Origin of the sequence: Kribbella sp. NPDC051718 (assembly GCF_040681515.1) — a bacterium.
Lineage (GTDB): Bacteria > Actinomycetota > Actinomycetes > Propionibacteriales > Kribbellaceae > Kribbella.
This window is the reverse complement of the sequence record NZ_JBFAYZ010000006.1, coordinates 328,272-354,244: the sequence shown is the minus strand read 5'-3', so window position 1 is coordinate 354,244 and position 25,973 is coordinate 328,272. Positions and strand designations below refer to the sequence as shown.

Genomic DNA, 25,973 nt, shown 5'->3' with positions numbered 1-25,973 from the left:
AAATCCCCTAGGGAGCGTTAGAGAACTCGGATCTCGACCCTGCGGTTGGCGATCCGGCCGGCGGACGTGGTGTTGGAAGCCACCGGCCGGGTCTCCCCGTAACCGCGGCTGGTGATCCGCCCGGCGGGTACGCCGAGCTTGACGAGCGCTGTCTTGACGGCGTCCGCGCGCTGCTGTGACAGCGGCAGGCTGGTCGCCGGGTTGCCGAGGTTGTCGGTGTGACCGCTCACCTCGACGTCGAAGCTGGCACAGCTCAGCAGCAGCTTGGCTGCCTTGGTCACCGACGGGCGGGAGGCGTCGTTCACGGTGTCGGTGCCGGACAGGAAGACGAGCTTGTTCTCCGCGTTGAAGCGCGCGAGCCGGGCCTCGAAGGTCTGGCACGCCTCGCTCACCGGCGGCTTCGGCACGGTCGGTACCTGGAGTTCGTTGGCGATCACGGCACCCGGTACCGCCGCAGCGGCCGCGCGTGCCGCCGTCGCCTTGGTGGCCTGGTCGGCGACCTTGCCACTCAAGGTGACCTTGTCGCCGTCGTACTTGATCGCGGCATCGCCGGTCGCGGTCGACAGCGCGTGCAGCAGAGCCGACAACGCGGTCGGGTTCGGCAGCGCGGTCTTCTCGTCGATGCTGATCTGATCGGTGAAGTCGGTGCCCTCGGTCAGCAGCGCCTGCACCTCGGCGACGAGTTTGTCCTTCGTCTCCTGGTCCCGCACGACAGCATGGACGGTGATCGCCTGATCCGTCCGGCTGAGCTCGAACGGAGCAACCTCTGCTTCGGCCGGTGGGGTCGAGGGCACGGCTGACGTCGTACCGGTCGGCTCTTCCGCAGTACCGGTTGATGGTGCGCCGGTCGGGCTGGCAACGACTTGCTGGTTGCTGTGGGCGGTACGGACGCCGTCGACGGCCGCGACCACCTTCTGCGCTTCGGCCGCGTCAGCCCCGGCCGGTACGACGACTGTCGCGTCCCGCCCGGAGAAGTCGACCCGTACGCCGGTGATGCCACGGGCGTCGAGTGCGGCCAACGACCGTTGCCGAAGATCGTCCTCGGTCGGCCCGGCCTTGATCCCGATCACCACCGCGGTGAGCAGGACAGGAACGAGTACGGCCGCAAGCAGCCAAACAAAACCAGGCCGCCGCGCAGCAAGTCCGGGCACTGTTCCTCCGTCAAGAGCGGTCATAGGTGACCGTGCGCGAGGAGACTACTCCGTACCGCTCCAGGCGCGCATACCAGCCCGCCAAAGTTTTACCTGAACGGGCGGACACTTTTATTCAGGTTCCTCCTTTTATTAACTGCGAGTACTCGATAGAGTGCGCTGAGTCCCTCTTCCGCCCCCCTTGGAGGAACACATGAGAGTCCGCCCCCTGCCCACTCTGCTCGCCGTGCTGGCGCTGCTGACCGCTGGTGTCGTGCCGGCGGCCGCGTCCACTCCGATGCAGGACGGCACCGAAGTACAAGCCGGCACCAGAGTCGTTGCCGCAGGCAAGAAGGTTGTTGGCTACTTCACCGAGTGGGGTGTCTACGACCGCAACTACCACGTGAAGAACATCAAGACGAGCGGGTCGGCAGCCAAGCTGACCAACATCGTCTATGCCTTCGGCAACACCACCAACGGCCGCTGCACGATCGGTGACGCGTACGCCGCGAACGACAAGTTCTACGACGCGGCCAGCTCGGTGGACGGTGTCGCCGACACCTGGGACACCGGCGCGCTGCGCGGCAACTTCAACCAGTTGCGCAAGCTCAAGCGCGAGTTCCCGAACATCAAGGTGGTCTGGTCGTTCGGCGGCTGGACCTGGTCCGGCGGCTTCACCCAGGCCGCGCAGAACCCGACCGCGTTCGCGAACTCCTGCTACAGCCTGGTGAAGGACCCGCGCTGGGCCGACGTCTTCGACGGCATCGACATCGACTGGGAGTACCCGAACGCCTGCGGCCTGAGCTGCGACACCTCCGGCCCGAACGCGTTCAACAACATCATCACCGCACTGCGCAACCGGTTCGGCTCGTCCGCGCTCGTCACGGCGGCGATCACGGCCGACGGCACCAACGGCGGCAAGATCGATGCGACCAACTACGCCACCGCGGCGCAGAAGCTCGACTGGATCATGCCGATGACGTACGACTACTTCGGCGCGTTCGCGGCCCAGGGCCCGACGGCTCCGCACTCGCCGCTCACCTCGTACTCCGGGATCCCCACCGCCGGCTTCTACAGCGACGCGGCGATCCAGAAGCTGAAGACGAAGGGCATCCCGTCCTCGAAGATCCTGCTCGGCATCGGCTTCTACGGCCGCGGCTGGACGGGCGTCACGCAAGCCGCACCGGGTGGGCGTGCCACCGGGGCAGCGCCCGGCAAGTACGAGGCGGGGATCGAGGACTACAAGCTCATCTCGACCCGTTGCCCGTCCACCGGGACGGTTGGCGGTACGGCGTACGCGTTCTGCGGCGGGCAGTGGTGGGGCTACGACACCCCCGCGACGATCCGCAGCAAGATGCAGTACGCGAACACCCAAGGCCTCGGCGGCGCCTTCTTCTGGGAGCTGTCGGGCGACACCAGCAACGGCACTCTGATCACGGCGGTCAAGACCGTCGGCTGAACCTTCCGACCATCGCCTGATCCGGTAGGCGATTCCCGCGTCCGGGGTCCTCTGCACCGTCCTGCAGAGGCCCCGGACGCTTTGTATTGCTCGGTAATCCGATTTCGGGGCGGCGACTGTGAGCGACGGTGGAGAGGGTGTTTTGTGGCGCTGCGTACACCGTTCGAGGCTGTTCGTGGCCGGTGTCGGACAGGTCGCATTTGTGCCATCCGGGGACGCAGGGAATCCCTTGACTTAACCCTCGCTGTTCGCAGTACTGGTCCCTTGCATGACCCCCGGCAAGCGTTTGACAGGAGGGGCTCCATGGAGAGGCTGCCGGACTCGTCGTTGATCATCGGGGTGGCGACGTCCACCGCCGAGCGGGTGCAGCTCGCCCGGCTGCTCGGTGGTGCCGACGCGTTGTTGCTGGTGTCCAGTGCCGAGCAGGCGCGGGCATTCCTGGAGCTGACCGCCACGGCGGAGTCGGCGCCGGTGGTACTGACCCCTGCTGTCGTACCGGCGATGAGCATGCGTGGGGTGACTGCCCAGATCGAGGCAGCCGTGCCCATCTCGTCAGAACCGGTACGACCGCCGCTGACCGTGGCTCCCGCTGCCGAGGACAACGCGCTGGAGCTGGATGTGGATCGCCGGGTGGTGCGCTACAAGGACCGGGAAGCCCGGCTGACCCGGTTGGAGCACGACTTCCTGCACTGCCTGGTGGCGGAACCCGGCAAGGTCTGGACGTACCAGCGCCTGCACCACGCGGTCTGGGGCAACGAACACCTCGGCCACGGATCGCACATCCACTCGGTGGTCAAACGCCTCCGCCAGAAGCTCGCCGGCCTCGGCGCGAGCGTCACCATCCATGCCGTCCGCGGTGTCGGGTTCCACCTGCTGCCGGCGGTTTGACCCGACTTTGTGACCAATTGGCTTTCCGCGCGTTAGACGTATATGGCAGAGCCAATGGTGTCGGAAGTCGTGCGCGGGATCGCCGAGCGCCTTCAGGTCGACGAAGACACAGCCTCCCTGCTGATGGATCGCCCCTACAGCCACGTTGCGGAAGACCTCGAGCTCGAAACGGCTTGAGGCAGCAAAAGAACCGCCCCCACCCGGTGAACCGGGTGGGGGCGGTTTTCTTTACCTGACTACTACTTTGTCGCCTTCAGAGCGAAGTCCTCGACGACGGTCTCTCCGTTGACCAGCTTGGTCGTCCGAGTCTGCGGCTTGTAGCCGTCCTTGGCCGCGATCAGCGTCAGCGGGTTGTTGCGGCGGTCCAGCCAGTAGGCGTAGCCACCGTCCTTGTCGGTGATGAACGTGTACTCCGACGCCCATGAGTCGACCTCGACCGTGGCTCCGGGGAGCGGTGCGGTGGTACCAGAGGTCGCGACCCCGGTGACGGTACCGGCCAGCTTGCTCCACGTGGTCGGCGGCGTGACAGTGAGCTTCACGTCGACCGGGTCCACGCTGTACGGGGTGTTCTCGCCGATGGTGACCGCGGCCGTGTAGGTGCCCGGCTGGTCGACAGCGGCGTTCAGTGCCACCTTGACGGTGACCTTCTCACCCGGGGCCAGGCTGGCCTCGGTCTTGTCCAGGCTCAGCCACGGAACGTCGGCCGACGACTCGGAGCAGCTCTCGAGGCCGGGAAGAACCTCGCCCTCCACAGTCGGGTTGAACCCACCGGACGATCCACCGACCCGGTAGAAGCCACAAGCCGCACCACCCCGGTAGCGGGGCTGGTTGGCGTTCGGCAGCGCGGCCCAGGTACCGGCCGCCGGGTCGAAGGCGAACCCGGCGTTGGTGACGGCACCGGCCTGGACACCGCCGACGACGAGCAGCTTGCCACCGGCGACGGCGAAGGACGCCGCCCAGTGGTCGGCCGGGGAGTCGGCGATCGGGGACCAGGAGTTCGCACCCGGGTCGTAGACGTAGCTGGACTTCTGCGACGCCACGCCGTCGTTACCGCCGGAGCAGTAGATCTTGCCGTCGATCGCGCCGCAGGATGCGAACGCCACCGACTTCGGGTAGTTGGCCAGCGTGGCCCAGCTGTTCGACGCCGCGTCGTAGGCGACCACGGAGTTGGACATCGGGGTACACGCCGAGGTGGTGCAGCCACCGACGGCGTACAGCTTGCCGTCGAGGACAGCCTGCCCGGCAGCCGCACGCGGCGTCGGGTTGGCGGCCACCGCGGACCAGGCGTTGGCAGCCGGGTCGTACGACCAGGTCGCCGCGTCCGGACCACTCACACCCCAGCCGGAGCTGACGATGAGCTTGCCACCCACTGCGCCGACGGTGACGGCGTTGCGGGCGCCCGGCAGCGGCGCGATCGGCGTCCAGGCCAGGGTGGCCGGGTCGTAGACGTAGCTGTTGCCGGTGGAGGCGCTGCCGTCGCCACCCGCGATCGAGTAGATCTTGCCGTCCAGGTTGACCACCCGGTTGTCCATCACGACGTTCGGGAGGTTGGCGATGTTGGTCCACGGAGCCGCGAGCGGACCCGGTGCGGCCGGCTTGACCGCCATCTTGCCGGACAGCTTGTTCCCGAACGAGGTCGGGACCTGGAGCCGCTGCAGCGGGGCCCCGGTGCTGTTCAGCACCTGGGTCTTGGTGGTCGTGCTGCCGTTCGCGTTCTGCAGGGTGAAGCCGCCGTCGCGCTCGCCGAACTTCAGGTCGACGTTCGCGGTGCCGGTGTTGGTGACCACGAACTGCTTGGTCACCTTGCCGCCCGGAAGCCGCAGGGTGGCGGCGAGTGCCGTCGGAGCGACCGAGACGCGGCCGGCCTTCAGGCTGAAGTCGGCCTGGGTGACCCAGTCCGCCTCGACGTCGACGTTCGCCTGCGAGGCGGTGTAGTTGCTCGCCTTGGCGGTGTAGCCGTGCGTGCCGTCCTCCGCGGAGTACAGCCAGTAGAAGCCATCGGCCAGGCCGGTGTCCTCCGGGGTGGCGACACTGGTCGCGGTCTCGCTGGGCTTGTCGTCACGGGTGACGACGGCGCCGTTCACGTAACCGCCGGTGTTCGCGTCCTTGACGTTGCCGACGACCAGACCGCCGCCGGTCGGCTCGCAGGTGACGGTGGTGCCGATCAGCACGCTGTCGACCTCCCACCACCATTCGTACGAGGCGTCGTAGTAATGGAAGCGAACCTGTACGGCCGACTTGCCGGCCGCCTGCGGGATCGCGATCTCCTTGACGCCGCGGGCGTCGGCGGTGGCCTGCTGGAGCACGTTCGTCCAGGTGGCGCCGCCGTCGATCGAGAGGTCGACATCGGCCTTCTCGCCGCCGAGCCAGTTGAGGTCCTGGTTGAACTTGATCTTCGGCGCGGTGACCGCACTCAGGTCCACCACCGGGCTGACCAGTGAGGTGTCCTGCGAGTTGCCCGCGCCGTACTTGTCGCTGTCGATGATCGCGAAGCCGCCGGCCGCGCCGGTCAGGTTGCCGCGGTTGCCGACATCGGTGAACTTCCAGACCTGCCCGTTGCCCTTGTTGTCGACGACGGTCCAGCCGCTCGGCGCGACCTGGCCGTCGAAGGTCTCGTAGAGACCGTCGGAGCCGTTGCGGTAACCGGGAGCGGTCAGGCAGGCGTCGGAACGGACCGGGACGGCCACGTTCTTGGTCAGGTTGCCGGCGCCGACGGTGATCGGCACGCTGGTCGTCTGGTACCCGGGAATCTGGGACTCCACGGTCAGCGTGTAGGCCGCGCTGGCGGGCACCTTGAAGGAGTAACGGCCGTTGGTCGGGGTGGTGTAGTCGTACACGCCGCCCGGACCCTGGACACTGACCTTCGCGTACAGCGGCCAGCCATGGCCGGAGCCGTCCGTGACGGTACCGCCGACGCTGACCGTCGGAGCCGCCGTCAGGGCGAAGTTCTTCGTGGTGGTGGTGTTGACGGTGATGGTCGCCGTACCGGTCTGGCCGACGTAACCGAAGGCGGTCACGGCGAGCGAGTAGTCACCGGCGGGCAGCACGGCCGAGTAGGAGCCGTCGGCCGAGGTGGTGAGCACCTTGTCCGGCGTACCGGTCTGCTTGATGGTGAGGGAGGCGCCACCGATGCCTGCGCCACCGGTGCCGGTGACCTTGCCCGCCAGCGTGCCGGTGTCGCCGACGGGTGCCGCGTTCAGCAGGGCGAGCGCGTCGACGCGGCCCTGTCCGAACACGTTGTTGTTGGCGTCGGTACCGCCGCACTGCGCGTTCGGGGCGTCGATCGCGGTGCCGTTGAGCAGCGCGCGGGTGGCCGCGACGTCGCCCTTCAGGCTCGGTGCGCCCGACCACAGCAGCGCGACGACGCCCGCGAGGTGCGGGGTGGCCATCGAGGTGCCGTTGAACGCGCCGTAGGTGTTGCCGGGCAGGCTCGACCGGACGTTGACGCCCGGGGCCGAGATGTTCGGCTTGATCGTGCCGTTCTGGCCGGCACCACGGCCGGAGAACGAGGCGATGGTGTTGTTGACGTCGTAGGCGCCGACCGAGTAGTTGCTGGTCGAGCTGCCGGGGGAGCCGGAGGTGTTACACGCCGAGCCGCTGTTGCCGTTGGCGAAGACGCCGAAGATGCCGGACGCGGTCCACGCGAGCGTGACGTCCTCCATGAACGGGTCGTTCGACGGCAGCGTGCTGCCCCACGAGTTGTTGATGACGTTCGGCCGCTTGCTCGCGTCCGGGTTCGCCCCGGCGAGGTTGGTCGGCTCGAGCATCCACTGCCCGGAGCTGATCAGTGCCTCGTCGCTCGGGCAGCAGCCGTTGGCGGCGATCCACTTGACGCCCGGCGCGACGCCGATCTGGTTGCCGGCTCCGTCGTCGCCGGCCATCGTGCCCATCGTGTGGGTGCCGTGGCCGTTGTTGTCACACGGAGCGCCCGAGCAGCTGCCGGCCGCGTCGAACCAGTTGTAGTTGTGGTCGAAGGTGCCGTTGGCAAGCTTGCCGCGGTACTGGTTCACCAGCGCCGGGTGGTCGTACTGGACCCCGGTGTCGATGCTGGCCACCGTGATGCCGGCGCCCTTGTCGCCGTACTGCGCCCAGACCTGGTCGGCCTTGACGTTGGCGATGCCCCACTCGACCGCGTTGATCTCCATCTGCTGGGTGCCCTTGGTGACCGGGGGCACCTCGTACTTGACCGGGTTGTAGACGCCCTCGACCTCGGCGTGCCCGGCGATGCTCTGCGCCATCGAGAGCGAGCCGCCCTTGACGACGATCGCGTTGGTGGCCCAGTAGGTCTTGTAGGTCGCGTGCTGCGCGTCCAGCTCGGTCTTGACGCTCGCCTGGCTCTCCGCGGCGGTCTTCTTCAGCGCCGCGGCGACGGCGGTACCGCGCGGGTTCCAGTCGGTGATCTTGCTGGCAGCGGTCAGGTCGGCCTTGTCGCTGAACCGGACCCAGAAGTCGGTCGCCTCTTTGGCGTCCTTGCCCTCCAGCTTCGACAGCAGGTCAGGCTTGATCTTCGAGTCCGGCGCGGCAGTGGTGCCGCTCGGCTTGGTGGGTGGTGCGGCTTGGGCAAGGCCGGAAGCGGCCAGCCCGGTGGTGACGACCGCCACCGCCGCAAAGGCGCTCACCAGCGATCTGGCGAGCCCCTTCTTCCGTTGATGTGACATCTCTGCAGCCCCTCACTTGTACGACCCCGAGTCGACTCCCCCGAGTCATGGTGCAGAGGTGCAGGGCTTCGCAGGCGCCGTGGTTGGTGAACCGGTTCTGCGAACACTCCGTGCCCCCCAGGTCGCCACGTGTTACGCGGCGAGCCTGCCGAGGACCCTATGTGTCATTCCAACGTCAGAACAAGCACACCTGGTGAGCAAGATGTGACAGACGGTTGGCTGCTTCGAGGCAAGTTTCGCCATTATTTGTCAATGCGTTGACGATTAGAGGCAGAGGTTGACATCGTAATCGGATGGTCACCGCCCGTGTCCCCACCGCGAGCGACGGCGCCCCCGACTTGACCAGTTCCGCCACCGAGCCGTTTCCACTGCTGATCGCAGTGGCAGCCTCACTGGAGGAGCGAGTCCGGCTGGCGGAGCTCGTCGACGACGTCGCACCATTGCTGCTGGTCTCCAGCCTGGACGAGCTGCGCAAGTTGATCACGCCCGCGCAGCCGTCGTCACCGGTACCACCGGAGCACCCCGAACCGCCCGAGCCCGAGTCGGTGGCCGAGCCACCCGCGCGCCAGGTGCCTGGCCGGCGTACCGAACGAGACGGCCCGGAGGCCGACGTACTGACGATCGACTCGGCCCGATCGGTCGCAAAGTGGCGGGACCGGGAGGTGCCGCTGACCGATCTCGAGCACGACCTGCTCACCTGGTTGATGACGGAACCGCTGCGCGTCTGGACGTACGAGGGTCTGCATCAGGCGGTCTGGCGCAACCGGCATCTGCGCGGTACTGCGGACGTGCACTCGCTGGTGAAGCGGGTCCGCCGAAAACTGGATGAGCTGGGCACCACGGTCACCATCGACGCGGTCCGGGGTACCGGCTTCCGGCTCACCGACCACCAGAACCCGGCGATTACGGGGTTGCGTGCCGGGTAGCCTCTGAGGTCGTGCGCTTCTCCAGCTTGAGTCACCTCGAATGTCCTCAGTGCGGCCTGACCCACGACGCCGATCAGGTGATCGGACTGTGTACGTGTGGATCGCCGCTGCTTGCCCGGTACGACCTCGAGGAGGTGCGGGCCGGGTTGACCAAGGCCGACGTCTCGTCGCGGCCAGCTGACCTTTGGCGGTACCACGAACTGCTGCCGGTCCGGGCGGTGGAGAACGTGGTCAGCCTGGGGGAGGGGATGACGCCGTTGCTCCCATTGCCTGCTTATGGGCGGGAACTGGGCGTCGAGCGGCTGTTGATGAAGGACGAGGGGCTGATCCCGACCGGGACGTTCAAGGCGCGCGGGGCTGCCGTTGGGGTGTCGCGGGCTCTGGAGGTCGGTGTTCGGAAGATCGCTATGCCGACGAATGGGAACGCGGGGTCGGCTTGGGCGACCTATGCGGCTCGGGCCGGCATGGAGGCGCTGATCGCCATGCCGCTGGCGGCGCCGGAGATCTGCCGGCGTGAGGTGACGGTGGTCGGGGCGGAGCTGAAGCTGATCGATGGGCTGATCGGTGACGCGGGTGCTTGGATCCGGTCGGAGTTGGCCTCCCGGGACGGCTATCAGGATGTCTCGACGTTGAAGGAGCCCTACCGGATCGAGGGCAAGAAGACGATGGGGCTGGAGATCGCTGAGCAGCTCGGATGGAAGCTGCCGGACGTGATTCTCTATCCGACCGGTGGGGGAGTGGGGCTGATCGGGATCTGGAAGGCGCTCGCCGAGCTTCAGGCTCTGGGATGGGTCGAGGGGCCGATGCCGCGGCTGGTCGCAGTACAGGCGACCGGGTGCGCGCCGATCGTGCAGGCCTGGGAGAAGGGCCTGCCGTCGAGTGAGCCGTGGCCGAATGCTCATACGGTTGCTTTTGGCATCACGGTGCCCAAGGCGCTCGGCGATTTCCTCGTCCTGCAAGCGATCGCGGAGACCGACGGCTGCGCTGTCGCCGTCGACGACGCGGACATCCTCGCCGCTCAGCGTCGGGTCGCAACGTTGGAGGGGTCGTTCATCTGCCCCGAGGGCGCTGCCAACTTCGCCGCCGTCCGGCAGCTCCGCGAGTCCGGCTGGATCAAGGCCGGCGAGCAGGTGGTCGCCCTCAACACCGGTACCGGCCTGAAGTACCCGGAAACCGTCCCGCTCTAGTCGTCGCTCCGCAGTTGCTGCCAGCGGGTCATCAGCACGAGACCAGCGATCAGCCCGAGCGGGAACCAGAACCCGTTGTCCGGGCCGTGCCGGGTCAGGTCGCCGCCGGGGACCATGAAGATCACTGCCACCAGGATCGCCAGCGCGGCCGGGTAGGTGAGTCGCTGGGCGAGATCGCGCGGGCTGAACCACTGCCAGAGCACACCGGCGAGGACCCCGGCCGCCGCGAACAGGCCGGAGCTGAGTCGCTCCGACTGACTGATCGTCGTCTCCGCACCCCCCGGAAACAGACTCGTCAGGATGCACCCGGTGATCGCCGGGATCAGCCAGCCCGCCTTGCGCCGCACCTCGAGCGGCACCTTCTCCAGAACCGACATCATCGCCCCCACCTCACGTTGTGTGAGGACGATGATGTCAGGTGATCAGGCCTGGCCGCGGCGGACGGCGAGGATGTGGCAGGGGTCGCCGTTGGGGTCGAGTTTCACGTAGTTCTGCTGGCCCCAGCGCCAGGTGGCGCCGGTGATCTCGTCGTACACGGTGAAGGTGTCCTCGGGACGCATGCCGAGCGCGGCCATGTCGAGGTGGACGAGGGACTCGCGGACCGAGTGCGGGTCGGTGTTCACCACGACGATGACGGTGTCGCTGTGGCCGTCGGGGCCGGTGACGCGCTTGGAGAAGCACATGATCTGCTCGTCGTCGACCGTGTGCAGGCTGAGGTTGCGCAGCTGCTGCAGCGCCGGGTGGCGACGGCGGATGTTGTTGAGCAGGGTCAGGTACGGGGCGAGCGTGCGGTTCTCCGCCGCGGCCGCATCCCAGTCGCGCGGGCGGAGCTGGAACTTCTCGGTGTCGAGATACTCCTCGGAGCCCGGCCGCAGCGCGACGTGCTCATACAGTTCGAAGCCCGCGTATACACCCCAGGCCGGCGACGAGGTCGCCGCGATGGCCGAGCGGATCTTGAACGCGCCAGGGCCGCCGTACTGCAGGTAGGCCGTCAGGATGTCCGGGGTGTTGACGAAGAAGTTCGGCCGCAGGAAGTGGCCGGTCTCCTTGGTCAGCTCCTCCAGGTACTCCTCCAGCTCCCACTTCTCGTTTCGCCAGGTGAAGTACGTGTACGACTGGTGGAAGCCGACCTTGGCCAGCTCCTGCATCATCGGCCGCCGGGTGAACGCCTCGGACAGGAAGATCACGTCGGGGTCGGTCTTCCGGATCTCGCCGAGGATCCATTCCCAGAAGTTGACCGGCTTGGTGTGCGGGTTGTCGACCCGGAACACGGTCACGCCGTGTGAGATCCACAGCTTCAGGATCCGCAGTACCTCGGCGTAGATGCCTTCGGGATCGTTGTCGAAGTTGATCGGGTAGATGTCCTGGTACTTCTTCGGCGGGTTCTCGGCGTACGCGATCGAGCCGTCCGCGCGGACGTTGAACCACTTCGGGTGCTCGGTCACCCACGGGTGGTCCGGCGAGGCCTGCAGGGCGAAGTCGATGGCCACCTCGAGACCGAGCTCGCGGGCCCGGCCGACGAACGCGTCGAAGTCGTCGAAGGTGCCGAGCTCCGGGTGGATCGCGTCGTGCCCGCCCTCGGAGCTGCCGATCGCCCAGGGGGAGCCGGGGTCGCCCGGCTTCGGGTCGAGCGTGTTGTTCGGACCCTTGCGATACGACTTGCCGATCGGGTGGATCGGCGGCACGTAGAGCACGTCGAAGCCCATCGCGGCGACGGCGTCGAGGCGCTGGGTGGCGGTCTTGAAGTTGCCCGACACCCACTCCTGCTTCTCGTCGTCGTAGTAGGCGCCTTCGGAGCGGGGGAAGAACTCGTACCAGCTGCCGTACAACGCGAGCTGGCGATCCACCCACACCGGGTACGTCTCGGAGGAGGTGATCAGCTCGCGCACCGGATAGCGACCGAGCGCCGAGCGGACCTGCGGCGAAATCCCCGCGGCCAGTCGCGCCTCGGCCGGCAATGCGCCGTTCGCCAGCGCCTGGGCCGCATCGCTCAGGGTCGAACGATCCACCCGTACTGCGGGCGGTACGCCGGCAGCGGCCCGATCGAAGAAGGCTGCGCCCTCGGCGAACATCAGGTCGACGTCGATACCGGCCGGGATCTTGATCTCGGCGTTGTGCCGCCAGGTGCCGTACGGATCGCTCCAGCCCTCGACCGCGAACGTCCACGCGCCCTGCTCCTGCAGGGTGACGTCGACGGTCCAGCGGTCGGTGCCCTGCCCGACGGGCGTCATCAGCATCCGTCTGGTCTGTCCCGTCGGCGACGTCAGCACGACGTTCGCGTTCACCGCGTCGTGGCCTTCGCGGAACACGGTGGCCGCGATGGTGAAGGTCTCGCCCACCGACGACTTGGCCGGATACGCTCCGGCGTCGACGGTCGGGGTGACGTCGGTGATCGGGATGCGCCCAGTCATGGAGTTAACGAACCTTCGCTTTCCGCAGTAGCAGGAACAGGGAAGTACAACACTCACGCTATCGGTTCCCAGTACGTCGACGCGCCATGCGGGCATCACGGTTTGGGCCAAACTCTGGATTGGTTGCTCACAGGCTGATACGCAGTGATCCTCAGGGGTTAGTGGTCTGGTCTGCAAGTTCTTGCTCGCGTTGCAAGATCGATGCATCCCGAGGGTGCTGTCGGCGCTTCGGGCCGGTACGGTGTCCCGGTGCGAGCGATACGACGATTCTCCGTCCGCCCTGTCCTGCCCGAGCCGCTGACCGGTCTCGGCACCCTGGTGAACAACCTGCGCTGGGTCTGGCACCCGGAGACGCAAGACGTCTTCGAGGCCGTCGACCCGCTGTTGTGGCGCAGTACCGGTGGTGACCCGGTTCGGCTTCTCGGTGAGGTACCGGCGGCCCGGCTCGACGAGCTGGCGAACGACCACGCCTTCCTCCGCAGGCTGGAGCTGGCTGTTGCCGACCTGAACGGCTACGTGACCGACGATCGGTGGTTCCAGGCCGAGGCCGGTTCGCCGGTCAGCTCGGTGGCCTACTTCTCCCCGGAGTTCGGCATCACCCACGTGCTGCCGCAGTACTCGGGCGGTCTCGGCATCCTGGCCGGTGACCACCTGAAGGCCGCGAGCGACCTCGGCGTACCGCTGATCGGTGTCGGCCTGCTCTACCGGCACGGGTACTTCGGCCAGTCGCTGAACCGTGAAGGCTGGCAGCAGGAGCGGTACCCGCTGGTGGACCCCGACGGTCTGCCGATCAGCCTGCTGCGCGACGCCGACGATGCGCCGGCCACCATCAGCGTGAACCTGCCGGGCGAGCGCAAGCTGTGCGCGCAGATCTGGGTCGCCCAGGTCGGCCGGGTGCCGCTGCTGATGCTCGACGCCGACATGGAGGACAACGAGCCCGCCGAGCGCGAGGTCACCGACCGGCTGTACGGCGGTACGACCGAGCACCGGCTGCTGCAGGAGCTCCTGCTGGGTGTCGGTGGCGTCCGCGCCGTCCGCGAGTTCTGCCGGGTCACCGGCCACGCGGCGCCCGAGGTCTTCCACACCAACGAGGGTCACGCCGGCTTCCTCGGCGTCGAGCGGATCCGTGAGCTTGCCACCGACCAGTCGCTCGACTTCGACACTGCGCTCGAGGTGGCCCGCGGCGGCACTGTCTTCACCACCCACACGCCGGTCCCGGCCGGTATCGACCGGTTCCCGGTCGAGCTGATCCAGCAGCACTTCTCGCCGGACGTGTTCGGCGAGGGTGTGCCGATCGACCGGATCCTCGCGCTCGGCGCCGAGGACTTCGAGAACGGCGACCCGTCGGTCTTCAACATGGCGATCATGGGTCTGCGGCTGGCGCAGCGGGCCAATGGCGTCTCGAAGCTGCACGGTGTCGTCAGCCGGGGGATGTTCGCCGGTCTGTGGCCGAGCTTCGACCCGACCGACGTGCCGATCACCTCGATCACCAACGGTGTGCACGCGCCGACCTGGGTGGCACGCGAGATCCACCAGCTGACGTATGCCAACACGGACACGGCAGTTGACGGCGAGGGCATCTTCGAGGGCCTCGACAAGACCACCGACGCGCAGTTGTGGGAGACGAAGCGGATGCTGCGGCAGCGCTTCATCGACGACACCCGCGCCCGGGTCCGCGCGTCCTGGGTGAACCGGGGCGCTTCGGAGGCCGAGCTGGGGTGGGTGGACTCGATCCTGGACCCCGACGTGCTGACGATGGGGTTTGCCCGGCGCGTACCGTCGTACAAGCGGCTCACCTTGATGCTGCGTGACCCTGCGCGGCTGAAGGCTCTGCTGCTGCACCCGACGAAGCCGATCCAGATCGTCATCGCGGGCAAGGCGCACCCGGCTGACGAGGGTGGCAAGAAGCTGATCCAGGAGATGGTTCGCTTCGCCGACGACCCCGAGGTGCGGCACCGCATCGTCTTCGTGCCTGACTACGACATCGCGTTGGCGCAGCCGATGTACCCGGGTTGCGACGTGTGGCTGAACAACCCGCTGCGTCCGTACGAGGCGTGTGGCACGTCGGGTATGAAGGCTGCTCTGAACGGCGCGCTGAACCTCTCGATCCGCGACGGTTGGTGGGACGAGTGGTACGACGACGAGTTCGGCTGGGCGATCCCGTCGGCCGAGGGCATCGAGGACACGGATCGTCGCGATGACCTCGAGGCGCACGCTCTGTACGACCTGATCGAGAAGCAGGTCGCGCCGCGGTTCTATGACGGCGAGGTGCCGGGCCGCTGGATCGAGATGCTGCGGCACACGATCAAGGAGCTCGGCCCGAAGGTGCTGGCGACGAGGATGGTTCGCGACTACGTCCAGCAGCTTTACGTCCCGGCGGCCGAGTCTTCGCGTCGACTCAACTCGACGTACGAAGGTGCGCGCGCCCTGGCCGCGTGGAAGCGTCAGGTCCGGGCAGCCTGGCCGGCCATCCGCGTCGACCACGTCGAACTGCAGGGCCTGGGCGATGTGCCGCAGCTCGGCACGACCGTCGGCATCCGGGCGTTCGTGACGCTCGGCGATCTGACTCCCGCGGACATCGACGTAGAAGCCCTGCACGGCCGCGTGAACTCGGAAGACGAGATCACCGACCCGGTCCGGGTATCGCTGTCGCTGGCCGAAACGTACGAGGGCAACCGCCACCGCTACGAGGGCGAACTGAAGCTGGACCGCACCGGCCCCTTCGGCTACACGGTCCGCGTCCTCCCGAAGAACCCGATGCTGGCCAGCCCAGCAGAACTAGGCCTGGCAGCCGGCCCTTCCGACCCGGAAGACCCAGAAACCCCGGACCTCCCCGCAGGCTCCGAATTCTGACCAACTGAACGCGGGCCTCGCCTACCTCACTAGGCGAGGCCCGCGTTTTCCGTATTTGGCAATGTACTCACCAGGGCAGCGGTCGTCCGTCGCGGAAGAAGCCGCCGGTGGGGCCGTCGTCGGGGAGGTTGACGCCCCAGAGGACGCTTCGGGCTCCGTCGCGGACCGGGCGGCCGCCTTGGCCCATGTCCGTGTCGGTCCAGCCTGGGCAGATTGCGTTCACGAGGATGCGGTCGCGGCGCAGTTCTCCGGCGAGCAGTCGCGTCAACGCGTTGAGTGCTGCCTTGGAGACGTTGTACGCCGGCGCTCCGCCGGTCATCTCGCTGATCGCCCCGCCTTCGCTCGACACGTTGACGATCCGCGGATGGTCGCTCCGCCTCAGTAGCGGCAGGAACGCCTGACTCACCCGCCAGGCTCCGTACAGGTTGGTCTCCATCGCCCGATGAACCGACCCGAGATCAACGCTGATCGCGCGTTCGGCAGGGTCGTACAGAATCGCCGCATTGTTGATCACCGCATCGACCTGCCCGACCCGCTCCGCCGCCCACTCGGCAGCCGTCGCAGCATCGTCGGGATCGCTCACATCCAGCTTGACCGGCAGCAATCGCTCGCTGCTTGCGCTGATGGCCCGCGCGGTCTCCCGCCCTTTGCCGAGATCCCGTACGCCGAGCAGCACCGTCCACCCCTGCTCGTGGAGCTGCCTGGCAAGCTCAGCGCCGATTCCCCGATTGGCCCCGGTGATCAGTGCGACTCTGGTGGACACATTCCAGAGATATCACGCGGCCGTACCAACCCGAGAGCTGTTTGGGAGCAAGGCCAGAAGCTGCTGAGTGTGCCCTGGAAGCTCGGAGTCGACCAGGCCGTCGAGCAGTACCCGCAGCGGCAGCGGCTGGTTGACCTGAATGGTGTCGTGCGACACGAGCAGGGTCGGCACCGAGGTGTCCAGCTCGTCCGCACTCAAGCCGTCGTCGTAGAAGGTGCAGAGGGCCTTGCCCTGACGCCGGATACGCTCCTGAAGTCCGGTGATCCCGCCGGTCACCGCGATGACGTGATCGAGTGTCCAGGGGTCGTGCGCGATCCGGTTGTCGTACGCCGTAACGGTGCCCGCGGCAATCGACGCGGCGGCCGCGATGGTGGTGGCGTTGACGATCGCCACGTGTGCCAGGACCTGCTCCGCATTCCACTCGCCGGCGGCCGGGGTGATGACCGAATCGCCTGCCGCGGCGACAGTACCAGCCGCATCCAGCAGTGCCTGGAACGTTTCCTCAACCGTCGTGGTGTTCATGGTCTCTCCTCGTTGATGCAACATTTGGTTGCACATGAGCTTAGTCGGGGATTGACCTAATGCGCAACCATCTGTTGCTTATCGGTGTGATCGCAGGCTAAGGTGATCCGCAACCAAGGATTGCAGGAGGATGGCATGGAGTTCGGAACGCTCGAACGCGAGATCTACGTCGGCGCCTCACCTGAGATCGTCTTCGAGGTGGTGAGCAGTCCCGAGCACCTCAAGGAGTGGTGGCCGGACGACGCCCGGTACGAGCCGACGCCCGGCGCTGACGGGGTGATCTCCTTCGGCGACCCCGATGCCGGCGGCCAGGTCGTCCAGTTCACCGTCGTCGACGCTGCTCCGCCCCGGATGTTCTCGTTCCGCTGGACCCACCCGGTCGGCGACGTCGCGAAGGAGGGCAACTCGTTGCTCGTCACCTTCGACCTGATCCCGTCCGGTGAGGGCACGCTGGTCAAGATGACCGAGACCGGCTTCCGCGAGATGGGCTGGGAGGCCGCAGTACTGGAAGCGCAGTACAACGACCACGCCACCGGCTGGGACTACTTCCTGCCCCGCCTACCCGTGTACGTCGCAACGCTGGAGGCGCGCTCATGACCCCAACCGCTCCATCCGCCACCCCTGCGCCGACCACGGTCGACGACGACCTCTGGTCCGCCATCGGCGACCCAACCCGCCGCCGCATGCTGGACCTCCTCCTCACCACCGGCGAAGGCACCGCCACCACCCTCGGCCAACAACTCCCCGTCACCCGCCAGGCAGTAGCCAAACACCTCACCGTCCTGGACCGAGTAGGCCTGGTCCAATCCCGCTCAGCCGGCCGCGAAAAGCTCTACCACGTAAACGAAGCCCAACTAGCCCGAGCAGTAGCCCAACTAACCTCAGTAACCACAGCCTGGGACGCCCGCCTCCACCGCATCAAACGCCTAGCCGAATCAATCCAACACAAAGCCAAGCAGAGCAAGGGAAATGGGCGCGCCTAGCCGGTAGCCTTGGGATGACCGGTGCCTGCCCATCGGATCCAAACAATCTTCTTGGCCGGATCGACGACATACCAGATCCTTCCGCCGGCGGTCACCTCGTACTGCCATTGCTCGAGTCCGCCGATGGTGCCCAGTTCGCCTTTCAGACGATGGTTCCGGCTGGTCGTCGGGAACGGCGTGGGGTCTGTTCGGATCGCCTCGTACGCCGTCCAGAGGTTGGCCCCCGCCTGCCGAACCAGGTCCTCCCATTCTTTGGCTGCTTCGGTGGTACCAAATCTCAACAGCCAGCAACCGGGTTCGGCAGGCGGAGCGACCCGATCGTTCTTCTTGCCATGGGTCATGACTCGGGTGGGGGAGACGGGACCGCTCCGAGGTCGTCGATGACCTCCGACCGGAGGATCTCCAGAAGCTCGGGGTCGGCGTAGACCTGGGCCGTGTTCCTCCACTCGGCGATCAACTGCAGCACAGGTGCGGGCGAGTCGATGTCATTGCTCGCATCCATCACTGCGATGAGTTCGCGGACGAACTCGATCCGGTCACCGGATGGCAGGAATCGAAGCCAGGGAAAGACCTGTGGCACGAGATCCAGCAGATGACTGGATCGCACCACCGGATCGCTCATGATCGCCCGCAGCAGGCGCGTCGCAACCTCCACCAACTGATCGTCCTGAGCTGATCGCGAGGCGGTGGTCAGTACGAGGTCGTCTTCGGTGCCTCGCCGGTGCACGCGCAGAGCCCGCCGCCGGCTCGCCTTCAACTTGTCGATGGTTTCGGTCGGCCGTTGCAGCAGATCGGTGAACGTCACTTCCTGCATCTCACCCATACCTCAAAGGTAGATGCTAGGTCGACCCATCGCAACCTCGCCCCAAGCGATAGGGAGCTGATTGTCGATGTCGGGGATCGTTACTCGTATGGAGGGGGAGAGGGCGGAACGGCCGCGCTCGGGCAGCTGAGGGGATCGGTCATGGGTAGCTCGGTTCTGTATATGTCGATGTCGCTGGATGGGTTTATCGCTGGGCCGGGGGATGAGCCGGCGAATCCGGGTGGGGACGGGTTCATGCGGTTGCACGACTGGTTCATCGGGCCGGACGGGGAGTTCGGCAATGTCGAGGGTCCGGCGCGGGATGTGATTGAGGAGATGAGCAACTTCGGTGCGATCGTCGCCGGGCGCAACACCGTCGAGCAGGTCGATCACTGGGGTGGTGAGCGGAACGGCGTACAGATCTTCGTGCCCAGCCACCGCCCTCCGGCGCCGTCGGTCGCGAAGTACCCGAAGGTCACCTACGTCACCGATGGGATCGCCAGCGCGATGGCTCAGGCCAAGGAAGCGGCAGGCGACCGACGAGTGATGGTCCACGGCGCCTACACCGCCCAGACCGCCCTCGAAGCAGGCGTCCTGGACGAGCTCCAAATCCACCAAATCCCAGTCCTCTTCGGCAACGGCCGCCGCCTCTTCGACGTGCTCCCGGAGCGCATCGAACTCGACATCCTCCAAGTCGTAGACACCCCCGAAGCCACTCACATCCGCTACTGCGTACGACGGTGAGCGCGGTGGGGGCGTGGGAGGATCCGTGGGGTGAGGGTTCGGGAGATTCAGCAGTTGCCGATGGTCGGGTTGGCGGTGGTGGGTGGGGTTGGACTGGCGGTGCAGGCTCGGCTCAATGGTGGGTTGGGGGCGAGTCTCGGCGATGGGGTTGTCGCGTCGATGATCTCCACCGCTAGCGGCATCCTCGTCCTGCTTGCGATCGTCCCGACCTCGCGCGGCGGCCGGCGGGCGCTCCGTCAACTCCGTGAAGCGCTGCGAGTACAAGGCCTTCGCTGGTGGCAATGTCTCGGCGGGGTCGGTGGCGCTCTGTACGTCATCAGCCAAGGCGTCAGCGTCGCGTCGTTGGGAGTCGGCATCTTCGTGGTCGCCGTCGTCGGCGGTACGTCGGCCGGCAGCCTCGCCGTCGATCGCGCCGGACTCGGACCAGGCGGCCCGCGCGCGATCACCATGCCCCGGATCATCGGCGCAACCGCCGGTGTCGCCGCCGTAGCCGTTGCAGGTCACGATCAGCTGGCAGGGGACAGCAACCTCTGGCTTCTCGCCCTCCCGGTGATCGCAGGTCTGGCGCTCGCGCTGCAATCCGCACTCAACGGCCGCGTCGGCGCCATCGCCGGCTCACCCTGGGCTGCCGCACTCGTCAACTTCGTCGTCGCCGGTTGCACACTTTGCATCGCGCTACCGATCGAGTTCCTGTTCCGTGGACCCACACCCGGCGAACTCCCGACCAAACCCTGGCTGTACTGCGGCGGCTTCATCGGCGTATCCATCATCGCCATCGCAACCACCGTCGTCCGCCGAGTAGGAGTACTCGTCTTCGGCCTGGCCAGCGTCGTAGGCCAACTCCTCGGCGCCGTCCTACTCGACACCCTCGGCGCCCACCGCCCACCCGCCACCACCTGGCTCGCAATCGCCCTAACCCTCGCCGCCGTAGCAATCACCATGCTCCCCAAACCCCCACCCCCTCCCAAAACCCCACCTCTCCCCAAGAACCCACCGCCGCCTAAGGCACCACCACCCGGCGTTTGAGGTCGATCGTCACCGGGGGATCGCCGGCCGGTGAGAGTTGCAGGATCTGGTCACCGGGCTGCAGATCGGGATCTGCGGCGTACCGGGCAGCTAGTACTTCGGATGCCGCGTCGTCTCCATTGTCGGCGGCAATCAAAAGTGTGGCGATCTCGTCGGTCAGGTCGAGGTCGGCGCCGTCCAGTGAGGCGGTCATTGCGCCCCAGGTGTCCCAGAGGAGCAGCTCGTCGCCTTGGAGGTGGGCCAGTTGGTAGAAGACGTAGTTGCGGATGAACCACGCGCCCCGGATCGGCAACGACGGGTCCACTCCGAAGACGTCCGGATCCAGTTCGCCTGAGCGATAGCCCAGCCACACCTCGGCCGCCGACCGGAACCATCCCGGAACCATGTCCTGCGGGTCGAAGCTCCAGTGCGGTCCCGGCTCGAGTTGCGAGTCCACCATCACCCAGCGCTCGCCGTTCCAGTACTCCACGACGACGTGGTCATGGTTGAACCCCTGGGCGAAGTACGAGCTGAAGCCGACCCGGCTCCGGGCCGGGATCCCTTTGTGCCGCAAGGCGGACACCGTCATCAGGGTGTAGTCGCGGCAGCACCCGACCACCCGGTCGAACGGCTCCCGTGGCACAGCCAGCGCGGTGGCGTTGCGCCGTTGGTCGGTGGCCAGCATCGCCGACACCCAGCGATGGTTGATCTCCTGATACCGCTCACCGGTGAACTCGATCCCGCCACCGCGATAGTGGATCAGCAGATTGCGCACGACGGCCGTGAGCCCGGGAATGTCCGACGGCAGTGCGTCGAACAACCCCGCGTGCGCACCCGGGTCGCTGTAGGAAGTCTGTTCCGCGTAGTTCATCGAGCTCGTCCTTCGATCGGTTGGGCGATGTCAACAGTCAGGTCGGAACCGGCGGCGTGCTGGAATCCGGCGTGGTAGACCTCGCGGACCGGCCCGGTCGTCAGCCAGCCGGAGCGCCGGACCCAGGCGTCGACGAGGTCGTAGGCGATCATGATTCGCGGATAGCTGCACTCGTCCTTGGTGATCGTGCAGTACGCCTCCGAATGCGCCGGCTCGACCCGGATCGCGATCTGCCCGGCCGGGTCCACCAAGCCGGTGAACGGCACACACACCTCGACGGTTGCCTCGCTCTCCGGTGTCACCGGTCCGTGGAAGTTCACCGACCAGCCTCCGGGCACCTCAGCCCCGGCTTGCTCCAGATGCGCGTGGATCTCCATCATCGACGAGACCAGTACGCCGACGAGCGATTGCTGGTCCGAATCGGCGCGGATGCACGCCACCTTGGTGTCCGGCACGAACCGGGTCAGGACGGGGCGTGCCGACAATCCGGGGCTGGGCGCTCGGAGCAGCCGGTCCCGCAGATACTCCAGCGTTGCCTTGCGGGCCTCGTTGGTCGCCTGCTCGGCCGCCCACCAGCGGTCGAGCCGGATCAGCCCGTCCTCGTCGGACCCGGACAGCACCTCGGTGATCGTGGCCAGCGGCATGTCGAGCTGACGCATCACGCTGATCCGCCGGGCCCGCTCGAGTTGGCTCGTCGAGTAGAGCCGAGCTCCGGTCCCCGGCGCGATCCGGGCAGGGGCCAGCAGCCCCGATACGTCGTACAACCGCAATGCCTTGTGGGACAGCCCTGAGCGCCGGCCGAACTCGCCGATCGTCAGCTCGCCCTCGATCTCCCGTGCCTCTGCCATGCCCGTCAGTGAACACCCTGCCCCAGGGGCAGGAACAAGTTCGTCCACAGAGCTTGTGTTCATGACGGTAACGATATATCTTTAGTGTCATGAACAATATCGAGGAGGAACCAATGAACACCCCCAACACTGAAACCAGGGGCCGCCGAGGCGGCCACCGACACCCCCGCCGCGGTGGACCGCGGATGGGAGAAGGCATGCCGATGCACCGCGGACGCGGTGGCCGGGGCCCGGGACGTGGCTCAGGCCGCGGACGCGCCCCTCGCGGTGATGTCCGAACGGCCGTCCTGATCCTGCTCGGCGAGGAGCCGATGCACGGCTATCAGTTGATGCAGGCCGTCGCCGACCGTAGCGGCGGACGCTGGACTCCCAGCCCCGGCGCGATCTATCCGACCATCAACCAACTGGAGGACGAGGGTCTGGTGACCGTCACCGCGGACGCCGGCCGCAAGCTCGTCGCCCTGACCGACGCCGGCCGTCAGTACGTCGAGGAGCGGCGCGAGACGTCCGCCGATCCCTTCGCCGGGTTCGCGAACGCAGAGCCCGCCGACGACCTGCGCGGACTGCTCGAGGAACTGCACTCAGCCACTCGCCAGGTGGCCCGCAGCGGCTCGGACGAGCAGCGCACGGCGGCAGCCAAGATCCTCTCCGACGCCCGCCGGTCGCTGTACCTCTTGCTGGCCGACGGCCCGAAGACCCCCGAGGCCTGAAAAAAAACCTGCACCTCGCAGGGAACGTTTCGGCCGAACGGCTCCTCTTCCTCGATGTTCACACATCTGAGGAGGGGCCGAGATGGGGATCCGAAAGCTCGCCGCAGGCGCACACGTTCTGCTTGCGGCAGCCCATGTCTACTGGGCGACAGGCGCAACCTGGCCCGCGCCCGACCAACGATCACTCTCCCGAGCGGTCCTTGGTGGGGAGACGTCATTCGCCCCCCAACTAGTGCTGCCACTCGCGGCACTCCACCTGCTCCTGGCAGTCGCGGTGCTCCGGTCCGACCGGTCCACCCTGGCCAGACTCGTAGTCGCCGGCCTCGCAGCCGGCCTGGCCGCCCGAGCCACGCTTGGTGTGGTCTGGGCCTTCGTCGATGCTGACGCCGGTACTACGTTCTACTGGCTCAACTTGTTGCTCTACACACCGGCCTGCGTGGCTCTCCTGGCGATCGACGTCAGATTGCTCCAGGCCAAGTGGCTCAAGCGACTAGTCATTCCACTACCCGTTCTCGGTGTAGTACTAGTCAGCTTGCTGGCCTACGGCTATCAGCCAACGGCCCAGCCGAGCCCCCAGCCGTCGAAGGACTCCCGGTACGTCGATACGCCGCTGGCAAGGTTCCACTACTTGCAACGCGGCACCGGCACACCAGTCGTGCTCCTGTCGCCAGGTGCCTCGCCGGCCTCGGCCTGGCAGCCTGAACTGGACGCCCTGTCGAAGACCCATGCCGTGTACGTCGTGGACCTCCCCGGACAAGGGGAGACCCGACTACACGGCACCGGGTTCGCCTTCGACCTGGACGCCATGACCGGAGCACTGGGGGAGTTCCTGGACCAGCTCGACCTGCACCAGGTCGTCCTGGGTGGGAACTCCTGGAGCGGCGGCTGGGGGCTCGCCTATGCCCAGCAGCATCCCGAGCGGGTGTCCAAACTCCTCCTGCTGGCGCCTTCCGGGCTGGCCGAGCCGGACCCCGCGAGTTGGGAGGCTTTGAAGCTTCCGCTCGCCGGTGAGCTGCTCGCGAAGCTCGGTGCGAGTCGTACGGCCGTGCAAGCAGCGGTCCGGGATCTCTTTGTCCACAAGGACCTGGTGACTCCGGCGCTCGTCGACCAGATGTGGGTGCCAGGCACGTATCGTGACAACGTCCGGGCGATGTATGCGCTCGAGCGCGGCCTCGACTGGCGTGTCACTCAAGCGGCCTTGCCGCGCACCGGGCAACCTGTGCTGATCATCTGGGGTGAGGAGGACACCGTGCTGCCGGTCGAGCAGGCGCAGCGCTTCGCGGAGTTGTTGCCACATGCAACGGTTAGGACTTTGGCCGGCTGCGGGCACGCACTCACGCTGGACTGTGCGGACCGGGTCACGCCGTTGCTGAAAGAGTTCGTGCCGTGATCGAGGAACCCGACGAGCTGGTACGCGCGGCGCAGCGAGGTGACACGCTCGCCATGCACGACCTGCTCGATCAGCTGGCGCCGTACGTCGGGCGGATCTGCGCGCCGATCGCCTTGAGCAATGGGCAGGACGCGACCCAAGAGGCGCTCGTCGCGGTGTTCAAGTCGCTTGGCACGTTGCAGGAGCCGGCCGCGTTGTTCGGCTGGGTCCGGGCGATCGCGATCCGCGCCGCGATCCGGGTGGCGAAACAGGACGAGCGGCAGGTCGCCGCCGACCTCGCGGAGCTGCCGGCACGCGGTGACCCGCAACTGGCGGTCGACATCCGCGACACCTTGGCACGGTTGTCGCCTGAGCATCGGGCGCTACTGGTTCTGCGCGACCTCGAAGGACTGGACGAACGCGAAGCGGCGGCGCTGCTCGCAGTACCGCCAGGAACGGCGAAGTCCCGCCTCCATCGAGCCCGGGCAAGTTTCCGAAAGGCATGGGCATCATGACCGACGACTGGCCGGACGTTCAGTTGGACGCCGTGCGACGGTTGCGCGCGCTGGCTGCGGGCATCCCCGGCGCCACGGTGACCGAACGCGTGTACGACACCACGCCGGCCCACGCGTGGGATCTGATCTGGGGCGACGGCAGGACCTTCGTCGAGTTCCAGACCGACATGAAGAAGGTCGAGTGGATCGAACGTGACGGGGACCGGGTGCGGATGCAGGTCCGCAGCCACTACGGCATGAGGGCCCGTCTGCAGGGGACCATCCGTCCAGGGTGGTGCTGGCTGCAGAGTCGTTTCCTGCTGATGGGCATCGCGGTCGCCGAGGAACCGGGCGGCGGCACCAGAGTCGCCCTCACTGGCGGAGTCCGAGTGCCGGGCCGTGCCGCGATCATCCCGATCGGTGTACGCCGGGAGAGCACCAAATCCCTCAATCGCCTGGAGGCGATGCTTTAGGGCGGGGGCCTGGCCAGGACTGGCGGGGGCCTGGTGAGGACTGGCAGGGCCCGGCGGGGATCAGCGGGCGACGGTGGCGGGGATTGCGGCTAGGAGGGCGTTGGTGAGGGGCCGGTAGCCGAAGTCGTTCGGGTGGAAGAGGTCGGGGGCCAGCTTGCCGCGCCACGGTGGGCGGACGTGGCGGGAGAGTTCGGCGACGGGGAGCCCGCGTTCGGCTGCCGCGGCGTGGATCGTGCGGTTGATGCCGGCGACGTACGGGCTGCAGAGGCTGCCGATTCCCCAGAAGCGGTTGGGGAGGAGGAGGTCCATCACGACGGAGGGAGATGGCAGACGCTGGATGAGTTGGCGAAGGTTGCTGTGCACCAGTTTTGGTGCGGTACCGAGGATGTCGTTGCTGCCGATTCCGCAGGTCACCAGGTCCGGTTCGACGCCGAGCTTGTCGAGCATCGGGAGCTGGTCGTGCAGGACGTGAGCCGCCTGGGCGCCGGCGCGGGAGAGGTTGAGCACTCGCCACGGACGACGAGACGACTCGTTCAAGACGTTGACTGTCTGACCGACGTAGCCATGAAGCGGGGAGGTCGCACCAAGGCCCTGCGCGGTCGAGTCGCCGAGCACAACCCAGAGCGGGCCGTCGCCAAGGAGAGCTGTCTCGTTCTGGCGGGTCCAGTACTCCGCGTAGGTCCGCGCCTGCACGTCGACATAGGCAACCCCGTCGCACCACCGACGGAACGCGCGCCGCGCCGTCGTCCGGTCGGCGTCACCCCACCGCACCACCATCTGATGCAGCACGCCGATCGGCGTCGCGTGGTCGTGCTGACTGCGTTCGTAGTGCCTTTCGGCAGCACCTAGTAAAGCCATCTGGCCCCCCTCTGGTCAT

General features: G+C 67.1%; 25 protein-coding genes. 14 read left to right on the top strand and 11 right to left on the bottom strand.

All coding sequences use genetic code 11. The features are described 5' to 3' along the window. Positions 1 to 17: 17 nt before the first annotated feature. Positions 18 to 1,151 carry an OmpA family protein gene (locus tag AB0M15_RS24265; RefSeq protein ID WP_363823272.1) on the bottom strand — a complete coding sequence of 378 codons (1,134 nt, stop codon included), beginning with the start codon at positions 1,149 to 1,151 and terminating at the stop codon, positions 18 to 20. A gap of 193 nt (positions 1,152 to 1,344) precedes the next feature. Between AB0M15_RS24265 and AB0M15_RS24260 the strand changes: the two genes are divergently transcribed. The 3 genes from AB0M15_RS24260 to AB0M15_RS24250 all read left to right on the top strand — a co-directional run bounded on the left by AB0M15_RS24260 (position 1,345) and on the right by AB0M15_RS24250 (position 3,654). Then, positions 1,345 to 2,589 carry a glycoside hydrolase family 18 protein gene (locus AB0M15_RS24260; RefSeq protein ID WP_363823269.1) on the top strand — a complete coding sequence of 415 codons (1,245 nt, stop codon included), beginning with the start codon at positions 1,345 to 1,347 and terminating at the stop codon, positions 2,587 to 2,589. Positions 2,590 to 2,892: 303 nt separating this feature from the next. Further along, the gene (locus AB0M15_RS24255) at positions 2,893 to 3,477 is read left to right on the top strand and encodes a winged helix-turn-helix domain-containing protein (protein ID WP_363823262.1); all 585 of its coding nucleotides are present in this window, start codon (positions 2,893 to 2,895) and stop codon (positions 3,475 to 3,477) included. 54 nt (positions 3,478 to 3,531) lie between these two features. Further along, entirely contained in the window at positions 3,532 to 3,654 is a 123-nt protein-coding gene (locus AB0M15_RS24250; RefSeq protein ID WP_363823259.1) for a hypothetical protein, read from the top strand. Between the two features lie 62 nt (positions 3,655 to 3,716). Here AB0M15_RS24250 and AB0M15_RS24245 read toward each other — a convergent pair whose 3' ends face one another. Next, a complete protein-coding gene (locus tag AB0M15_RS24245) occupies positions 3,717 to 8,135 on the bottom strand; it encodes a S8 family serine peptidase (protein WP_363823255.1) in 4,419 nt (1,472 codons plus the stop codon). Between the two features lie 293 nt (positions 8,136 to 8,428). Here AB0M15_RS24245 and AB0M15_RS24240 point away from each other — a divergent pair, with 293 nt between their 5' ends. Both AB0M15_RS24240 and AB0M15_RS24235 read left to right on the top strand, forming a co-directional pair. Next, complete coding sequence (locus AB0M15_RS24240; RefSeq protein WP_363823250.1) at positions 8,429 to 9,061, top strand: winged helix-turn-helix domain-containing protein; 633 nt, start codon at positions 8,429 to 8,431, stop codon at positions 9,059 to 9,061. A gap of 11 nt (positions 9,062 to 9,072) precedes the next feature. After that, positions 9,073 to 10,248, top strand: coding sequence for a threonine synthase (locus AB0M15_RS24235; protein WP_363823246.1), 1,176 nt, complete (start codon positions 9,073 to 9,075; stop codon positions 10,246 to 10,248). On the opposite strand, the gene AB0M15_RS24230 is transcribed toward AB0M15_RS24235, so the two are convergent. Further along, the gene (locus tag AB0M15_RS24230; RefSeq protein WP_363823240.1) at positions 10,245 to 10,628 is read right to left on the bottom strand and encodes a hypothetical protein; all 384 of its coding nucleotides are present in this window, start codon (positions 10,626 to 10,628) and stop codon (positions 10,245 to 10,247) included. The two genes, AB0M15_RS24235 and AB0M15_RS24230, sit on opposite strands and share 4 nt — an antisense overlap. A gap of 42 nt (positions 10,629 to 10,670) precedes the next feature. Beyond that, positions 10,671 to 12,659, bottom strand: a complete 1,989-nt coding sequence (locus tag AB0M15_RS24225; protein WP_363823236.1) for a maltotransferase domain-containing protein — start codon at positions 12,657 to 12,659, stop codon at positions 10,671 to 10,673. A gap of 249 nt (positions 12,660 to 12,908) precedes the next feature. Here AB0M15_RS24225 and glgP point away from each other — a divergent pair, with 249 nt between their 5' ends. Further along, the gene (gene glgP / locus AB0M15_RS24220) at positions 12,909 to 15,512 is read left to right on the top strand and encodes an alpha-glucan family phosphorylase (RefSeq protein ID WP_363823233.1); all 2,604 of its coding nucleotides are present in this window, start codon (positions 12,909 to 12,911) and stop codon (positions 15,510 to 15,512) included. A 67-nt stretch (positions 15,513 to 15,579) separates the two neighbouring features. Here the strand turns inward: glgP and AB0M15_RS24215 are convergent, their stop codons facing one another. Further along, the gene (locus tag AB0M15_RS24215; protein WP_363823230.1) at positions 15,580 to 16,275 is read right to left on the bottom strand and encodes an SDR family NAD(P)-dependent oxidoreductase; all 696 of its coding nucleotides are present in this window, start codon (positions 16,273 to 16,275) and stop codon (positions 15,580 to 15,582) included. A gap of 12 nt (positions 16,276 to 16,287) precedes the next feature. Continuing rightward, complete coding sequence (locus tag AB0M15_RS24210; RefSeq protein ID WP_363823227.1) at positions 16,288 to 16,797, bottom strand: hypothetical protein; 510 nt, start codon at positions 16,795 to 16,797, stop codon at positions 16,288 to 16,290. Positions 16,798 to 16,932: 135 nt separating this feature from the next. Between AB0M15_RS24210 and AB0M15_RS24205 the strand changes: the two genes are divergently transcribed. After that, positions 16,933 to 17,394, top strand: coding sequence for an SRPBCC domain-containing protein (locus tag AB0M15_RS24205; protein WP_363823225.1), 462 nt, complete (start codon positions 16,933 to 16,935; stop codon positions 17,392 to 17,394). Continuing rightward, complete coding sequence (locus AB0M15_RS24200) at positions 17,391 to 17,780, top strand: metalloregulator ArsR/SmtB family transcription factor (RefSeq protein ID WP_363823223.1); 390 nt, start codon at positions 17,391 to 17,393, stop codon at positions 17,778 to 17,780. The genes AB0M15_RS24205 and AB0M15_RS24200 overlap by 4 nt, the downstream gene beginning before the upstream one ends. Here AB0M15_RS24200 and AB0M15_RS24195 read toward each other — a convergent pair. Continuing rightward, positions 17,777 to 18,061: a hypothetical protein gene (locus AB0M15_RS24195; RefSeq protein ID WP_363823221.1), complete on the bottom strand. Its 285-nt coding sequence runs from the start codon at positions 18,059 to 18,061 to the stop codon at positions 17,777 to 17,779. The two genes, AB0M15_RS24200 and AB0M15_RS24195, sit on opposite strands and share 4 nt — an antisense overlap. Before the next feature lie 56 nt (positions 18,062 to 18,117). Next, complete coding sequence (locus tag AB0M15_RS24190; protein ID WP_363823219.1) at positions 18,118 to 18,603, bottom strand: hypothetical protein; 486 nt, start codon at positions 18,601 to 18,603, stop codon at positions 18,118 to 18,120. Between the two features lie 141 nt (positions 18,604 to 18,744). Between AB0M15_RS24190 and AB0M15_RS24185 the strand changes: the two genes are divergently transcribed. Together AB0M15_RS24185 and AB0M15_RS24180 are read left to right on the top strand one after the other, a co-directional pair. Next, positions 18,745 to 19,326, top strand: a complete 582-nt coding sequence (locus AB0M15_RS24185) for a dihydrofolate reductase family protein (protein WP_363823217.1) — start codon at positions 18,745 to 18,747, stop codon at positions 19,324 to 19,326. 30 nt (positions 19,327 to 19,356) lie between these two features. Beyond that, the gene (locus AB0M15_RS24180; protein WP_363823214.1) at positions 19,357 to 20,352 is read left to right on the top strand and encodes a DMT family transporter; all 996 of its coding nucleotides are present in this window, start codon (positions 19,357 to 19,359) and stop codon (positions 20,350 to 20,352) included. Here the strand turns inward: AB0M15_RS24180 and AB0M15_RS24175 are convergent. Next, positions 20,327 to 21,202, bottom strand: coding sequence for a transglutaminase-like domain-containing protein (locus AB0M15_RS24175; RefSeq protein ID WP_363823212.1), 876 nt, complete (start codon positions 21,200 to 21,202; stop codon positions 20,327 to 20,329). The two genes, AB0M15_RS24180 and AB0M15_RS24175, sit on opposite strands and share 26 nt — an antisense overlap. Next, positions 21,199 to 22,050, bottom strand: coding sequence for a MerR family transcriptional regulator (locus AB0M15_RS24170; RefSeq protein WP_363823210.1), 852 nt, complete (start codon positions 22,048 to 22,050; stop codon positions 21,199 to 21,201). The genes AB0M15_RS24175 and AB0M15_RS24170 overlap by 4 nt, the downstream gene beginning before the upstream one ends. A gap of 197 nt (positions 22,051 to 22,247) precedes the next feature. Between AB0M15_RS24170 and AB0M15_RS24165 the strand changes: the two genes are divergently transcribed. The 4 genes from AB0M15_RS24165 (at position 22,248) to AB0M15_RS24150 (ending at position 25,096) form a co-directional block, all read left to right on the top strand. Beyond that, positions 22,248 to 22,760 (top strand): PadR family transcriptional regulator, encoded by a 513-nt coding sequence (locus AB0M15_RS24165; RefSeq protein WP_363823207.1) that lies wholly within the window; start codon positions 22,248 to 22,250, stop codon positions 22,758 to 22,760. 82 nt (positions 22,761 to 22,842) lie between these two features. Then, positions 22,843 to 24,150 carry an alpha/beta fold hydrolase gene (locus tag AB0M15_RS24160; RefSeq protein WP_363823205.1) on the top strand — a complete coding sequence of 436 codons (1,308 nt, stop codon included), beginning with the start codon at positions 22,843 to 22,845 and terminating at the stop codon, positions 24,148 to 24,150. Then, the gene (locus AB0M15_RS24155) at positions 24,147 to 24,644 is read left to right on the top strand and encodes a sigma-70 family RNA polymerase sigma factor (RefSeq protein WP_363823203.1); all 498 of its coding nucleotides are present in this window, start codon (positions 24,147 to 24,149) and stop codon (positions 24,642 to 24,644) included. The genes AB0M15_RS24160 and AB0M15_RS24155 overlap by 4 nt, the downstream gene beginning before the upstream one ends. After that, complete coding sequence (locus AB0M15_RS24150) at positions 24,641 to 25,096, top strand: hypothetical protein (protein ID WP_363823200.1); 456 nt, start codon at positions 24,641 to 24,643, stop codon at positions 25,094 to 25,096. Before AB0M15_RS24155 ends, AB0M15_RS24150 begins: the two co-directional genes overlap by 4 nt. A 60-nt stretch (positions 25,097 to 25,156) precedes the next feature. Here AB0M15_RS24150 and AB0M15_RS24145 read toward each other — a convergent pair whose 3' ends face one another. Continuing rightward, positions 25,157 to 25,954 carry an SGNH/GDSL hydrolase family protein gene (locus tag AB0M15_RS24145; RefSeq protein WP_363823198.1) on the bottom strand — a complete coding sequence of 266 codons (798 nt, stop codon included), beginning with the start codon at positions 25,952 to 25,954 and terminating at the stop codon, positions 25,157 to 25,159. Positions 25,955 to 25,973: the final 19 nt, after the last annotated feature.